Raw genomic sequence first — 4,986 nt, 5'->3', positions numbered from 1 at the left:
CACCGCAACTGCTCATTACGTTTGTTTTCTTTATTTGGCCAGCAGCACAAGCGGTCTGGCAGTCGATGCTACTTGAAGATCCCTTTGGGCTCAGTACCGAGTTCGTCGGTGCTGACAATTTTATCGCACTCATTGGTGACACAAGCTATTACAGTAGCTTTTTCACTACGCTGTTTTTTAGTTTTTCAGTCGCCGCTATTGCTCTTCTCTCGGCATTAGTGCTCGCGGTGATGGCCGATCGTGTGATCAAAGGCGCGACGGGCTATAAAACCTTATTGGTTTGGCCTTATGCGGTTGCTCCCGCTGTCGCTGGGGTGCTCTGGCTATTTATGTTCAACCCCACCGTGGGTGTACTGGCCCATGCGCTTGAAGCCATTGGGCTCGATTGGAATCCCTTTATTCATTCTGGGGATGCCATGACCATGGTCATTATTGCCGCCACCTGGAAGCAGATCAGCTATAACTTTTTGTTCTTTCTTGCAGGATTACAGTCGATCCCACGATCATTGATTGAAGCGGCCGCGATTGACGGGGCTGGACCGGGGAAACGGTTTGTGACCATTATTTTTCCGCTGCTGTCACCCACGTCATTCTTTCTCTTGGTTGTTAACTTGGTATACGCCTTCTTCGAAACGTTCGGCGTTATTCACGCCATGACCCAAGGCGGGCCAGGTCAATCGACAACCACGCTGGTTTATAAAGTTTACGCCGATGGTTTTGTTGGGCTCGATATGGGCTCATCCGCGGCCCAGTCGGTGGTGCTGATGATCTTGGTCGGTGCATTAACCGTGATTCAGTTTAAATATGTTGAAAAGAAGGTGGCCTACTAATGGTTGAACGTCGCCCTTGGCTTACTGTGTTCTCGCATCTGGTGTTGATTCTGGGTGTGGCCTCTGTTGCGTTGCCCGTGTGGCTTGCGCTCACCGCCGCCACTCATGATAGCAGCGCGTTTGTGAGTGGTGTTACCCCATTATGGTTTGGTGACAAAGGCTTATCTGTGTTTACAGAAGTACTCACCGAAGGGACATCGCGTGAGTTAAATATCACCGTAGCAGGCATGTTATGGAATTCATTTTTAATGGCGATGGGCATATCCATCGGCAAACTGGTTATTTCAATTTTGTCGGCCTATGCGGTGGTCTATTTCCGTTTTCCTGGCCGCATGCTGGCATTTTGGATCATTTTTATGACCTTAATGCTTCCCGTTGAAGTACGTATTATGCCGACATTCCAGGTCATTGCCGACCTCAATATGTTGAATTCCATGTCGGGCCTAACGATTCCACTGATCGCCAGCGCCACCGCGACCTTTTTATTCCGGCAGTTCTTTATGACCGTGCCGGGGGAAATGCTGGAAGCCGCCCGCATGGACGGTGCAGGGCCGTTTAAATTTTTTAAAGATATTTTATTACCCTTATCGCGCACCAATATTGCCGCGCTGTTTGTGATCACTTTTATCTATGGGTGGAACCAGTATTTATGGCCCATTCTGATCACCACGGATGACGAGTATTACACCATCGTGATGAGTATTCAGCGCATGTTGTCTGTTGGCGACGGTGAAGTGGAATGGAACCGCGTCATGGCAACCACATTAATGGCAATGCTACCGCCTGTATTGGTGGTTTTGGGCATGCAAAAACTATTTGTTAAAGGCTTAGTGGAGACGGAGAAGTAAATGGCAACGGTAACCCTCGATCAACTTCAAAAAACCTATCCGAATGGGTTCAAAGCTATTCATGGTGTCGACTTGGCCGTACAAGATGGCGAGATGATTGTCTTGGTCGGCCCAAGTGGCTGTGGTAAATCCACATTACTGCGCATGATTGCGGGCCTGGAGGCCATCTCGGATGGCGACTTAATTATCGACAACAAGCGAGTGAATGATCTGGAGCCGGGTGAGCGTGATATCGCGATGGTGTTTCAAAATTATGCGCTTTACCCGCACATGAGTGTGTTTAATAACATGGCTTACGGATTGAGAAACCGCGGCACCCCAAAAGCGGAGATTGAAACATTGGTCAACGAAGTCGCGACCATGTTGGAGCTTGATCACTTGCTAGATAGACGCCCCAATCAACTGTCTGGTGGCCAACGTCAGCGCGTGGCAATGGGCCGTGCAATTGTTCGTCGTCCCAAGGTGTTCTTGTTTGATGAACCCTTATCCAACCTGGATGCTAAGCTACGTGTTCAGATGCGTTTAGAAATAAAAAGCCTGCAACGAAAACTCAAGACGACAGCGGTCTATGTCACCCACGATCAGGTTGAGGCGATGACGCTGGCCGACCGGTTAGTGGTGTTAAATGGCGGCAACGTCGAGCAAATTGGTACACCGCTGGAAGTCTATGATGCGCCTGCCAGCCTCTTTGTTGCCACCTTTATTGGCTCTCCGGCGATGAACATCGTCGACGGACAAATCCACAACCACACCCTATCCATCGGTCATCACGCACTGGCTTATTGCGAGGGCACAACCGCATCATCAGTGTGTGTTGGGCTACGGCCTGAACATTTAAAAATCGTCCCTAACGACCAGGCGCAATTTACGCTATCGGTGACCTTAACGGAGGCGTTAGGGGCCGATTTGTTGGTCTATGGTCACATCGCGGACACGGATAGTCTGATCACCTTGCGCTTAGAAGGCCATAGTAAAGTGATGGAGGGCGATCAGCTACCGTTAGCAATTGATCCGCATAATTTGCATGTCTTTGCGGCTGAAAGCGGTAAACGGCTGACGCTTGATGTGAAAGCGCTTAGCGATGAGCGGGTTGTGGCGATTTAATCTTTAGGAGCATACTTTAGGAGCATAGCGTCATGCCAATTCAGTGTTTGCCTTTGTCATCGATACATCAACACGCCGAACGCTGGCGCGATGTTCAGTGGCTGTTTACCGATGTTGATGACACCTTGACGTGGCAAGGGGCACTTCCGTGGCAAACACTGAAGGCATTAACCGAGTTGCGTGACGCGGGGATCCGTGTAGTACCCGTGACAGGGGCCTGTGCAGGTTGGTGTGATCACATCATTAACGCTTGGCCTGTCGATGCGGTCATCGGTGAAAATGGTGGCGTGGTGATGTGGCATGAAAATGGCCGACGACAGACAAAAATCAGCTACACCGCCAAGCAAGCACAACCCGGGCTGCGCGATTGGATTGATCACTTACTCGAGCAGTATCCAAATCGTACCCTCAGCGCCGATCAAGCCTACCGCCACTGTGAAGTGGCCATTGATATTGGTCAGCATACCCAACGTGCGCCACAATCCGAAGTCGATGCATTGCTTGAGGCACTCCACGCATATGGTGCCAAAGCAACGGCTAGCTCTATTCATATTAACGCATGGTTGGGTACCCATAATAAACAACAAGCGACGCTGGATTGGCTTTTACGTTACGGTGTCACAGAAAAAGTCGCCCCTCAACAGGTTGCCTTTATTGGTGACTCACGCAACGATAACGACATGTTTGCCTACTTTCCGCTCAGTGTTGGGGTCGCAAATATTGCCCCTCACCTTGCTGCACTCGATACCCCACCCACCTGGATCACAGAGGCACCAGGCGGGCTGGGCTTCGCTGAATTTGCATCCTGCTGGTTATCATTAGTGCGCTAAGCCGATTTTTTTACTTTCGTCACTGAGGGCAACGCCTAACTGAGGGCAGCTTCACAGCTTTTCTGCTACAGGGCTTTTTATATCAATGTGTTATTTAACTTTGTCGGTAGGTCGTTCTACAATGTGGGCGTTTTATCATGATAATGATGCCCAAACCTCACTGTTTGCGCACCTCGCATGGTTAGTGCGTATAATTATTAAGCGCAAACACGATAACGATTAGGAAAATGCTATGAAACGCTATGCCCTTGCACTGGTCGCAGCCTTGTTGCCGATGATGTCACACGCGGCACCGGTAGAAAACGCAGACTGTTATTCAGCCAAATATCATGACTACGTTGATGCATCAATTAACTGGTATCAAGCATTAGTGGAGATGACCGTTGAAAAAGACGCCTCTTTGGATGAGGTAGCCGACTGGTTTTTACGCGGCCGCACCAACCACTTTAATCTGAACGCACAAGCTTTTGACTATTATTTAAATAATGACAGCGCCAAGCTCAATCTCGATGCGCCGGTTGAATCATGGCTAATGCTCTCGCAAGAAGATGTTAAAACCCTGTCGCAAAGCTCACTGCCGCCGTCGTCACTGGCGAAAGACGTGTTTGCTTTTCGTCAAGGAGAGTCAATGGAAGGTAACTATGCGTTACGTAGTGCCCTCGCCGACCTTCTCAGCCACCCTAAAGAAATCGACAAACCATTGAACCAATATAACGATCAGATGGTAAGCATTAACGATCGTCAATGTCAGTAAGTCTGCATCAATCAACAATGAGCCGGCAGTTGTCGGCTCTGACCGTCATCATATTCGTTGCTTATGCGGCTTTTGCTGTCATCAAACGATAAAAAAGCCTGATTGCCGCGCATTTTTTTGCTATGTTGTGGCCATTTTTCAGCAAGTGATCGTGTGCATAGCCTTTGTTTGATCAGGGTTTTCACCGTTTGAACAGCTAAGCAGATAAAAGAAGAACGTCATGGCCATACATAATAAAGCCGCGGACGCGACGCCCGAAACCTTACACCGGATTTTCACTGTCCCCGAAGCGCCAGACTCAACGCTCAGTCAAATTGAGCAAGAAATCTCGCAGAATCTTAATCGATTTTTACAAAATCACATTACGGCTACCGAGCGTTCGCTGGCAGATATCGAAAGTGATTTTAGTAATCCCGCAATTCCTGAAGATCCTGCTTTCGTGTCGGATCACACGCAGTTTTTACTCGATAAATTGGTGGCCCAGTCCGTTCACACCGCCTCGCCGCGATTTATTGGCCACATGACCTCTGCCCTGCCGTATTTTTTAATGCCGTTATCAAAAATTATGATTGGCCTTAACCAGAATACGGTCAAGATCGAAACTTCGAAAGCGTTTACTC

General features: G+C 48.9%; 5 protein-coding genes and 1 pseudogene. All 6 read left to right on the top strand.

Annotation, left to right across the window (positions count from 1 at the left end; all coding sequences use genetic code 11):
• Positions 1–830, top strand: an 830-nt coding sequence (gene ugpA, locus BZG79_RS11575) for a sn-glycerol-3-phosphate ABC transporter permease UgpA (protein WP_077774456.1), incomplete at its 5' end; no start/stop codon positions are given.
• Complete coding sequence (gene ugpE / locus BZG79_RS11570) at positions 830–1,678, top strand: sn-glycerol-3-phosphate ABC transporter permease UgpE (protein ID WP_077461149.1); 849 nt, start codon at positions 830–832, stop codon at positions 1,676–1,678. The genes ugpA and ugpE, both read left to right, overlap by 1 nt.
• Positions 1,679–2,782, top strand: coding sequence for a sn-glycerol-3-phosphate import ATP-binding protein UgpC (locus BZG79_RS11565; protein WP_077461148.1), 1,104 nt, complete (start codon positions 1,679–1,681; stop codon positions 2,780–2,782).
• A 32-nt stretch (positions 2,783–2,814) separates the two neighbouring features.
• Entirely contained in the window at positions 2,815–3,612 is a 798-nt protein-coding gene (locus BZG79_RS11560) for an HAD-IIB family hydrolase (RefSeq protein ID WP_077774455.1), read from the top strand.
• A 232-nt stretch (positions 3,613–3,844) separates the two neighbouring features.
• Positions 3,845–4,366, top strand: coding sequence for a hypothetical protein (locus BZG79_RS11555; protein ID WP_021023736.1), 522 nt, complete (start codon positions 3,845–3,847; stop codon positions 4,364–4,366).
• A gap of 220 nt (positions 4,367–4,586) precedes the next feature.
• Positions 4,587–4,986, top strand: a pseudogene (locus tag BZG79_RS11550) (putative pyridoxal-dependent aspartate 1-decarboxylase); the annotation flags it as partial.

It is taken from the genome of Salinivibrio sp. MA427 (genome assembly GCF_001996115.1).
In the GTDB taxonomy this organism is placed as follows: Bacteria; Pseudomonadota; Gammaproteobacteria; order Enterobacterales; family Vibrionaceae; genus Salinivibrio; species Salinivibrio costicola.
This window is presented reverse-complemented; position numbering and strand designations above follow the sequence as displayed.

Bases quoted from the DNA above. Each gene is read 5' to 3' on its own strand.
- ugpE (WP_077461149.1), top strand. From the start codon at position 830: ATGGTTGAACGTCGCCCTTGGCTTACTGTGTTCTCGCATCTGGTGTTG.
- BZG79_RS11565 (WP_077461148.1), top strand. From the start codon at position 1,679: ATGGCAACGGTAACCCTCGATCAACTTCAAAAAACCTATCCGAATGGG.
- BZG79_RS11560 (WP_077774455.1), top strand. From the start codon at position 2,815: ATGCCAATTCAGTGTTTGCCTTTGTCATCGATACATCAACACGCCGAA.
- BZG79_RS11555 (WP_021023736.1), top strand. From the start codon at position 3,845: ATGAAACGCTATGCCCTTGCACTGGTCGCAGCCTTGTTGCCGATGATG.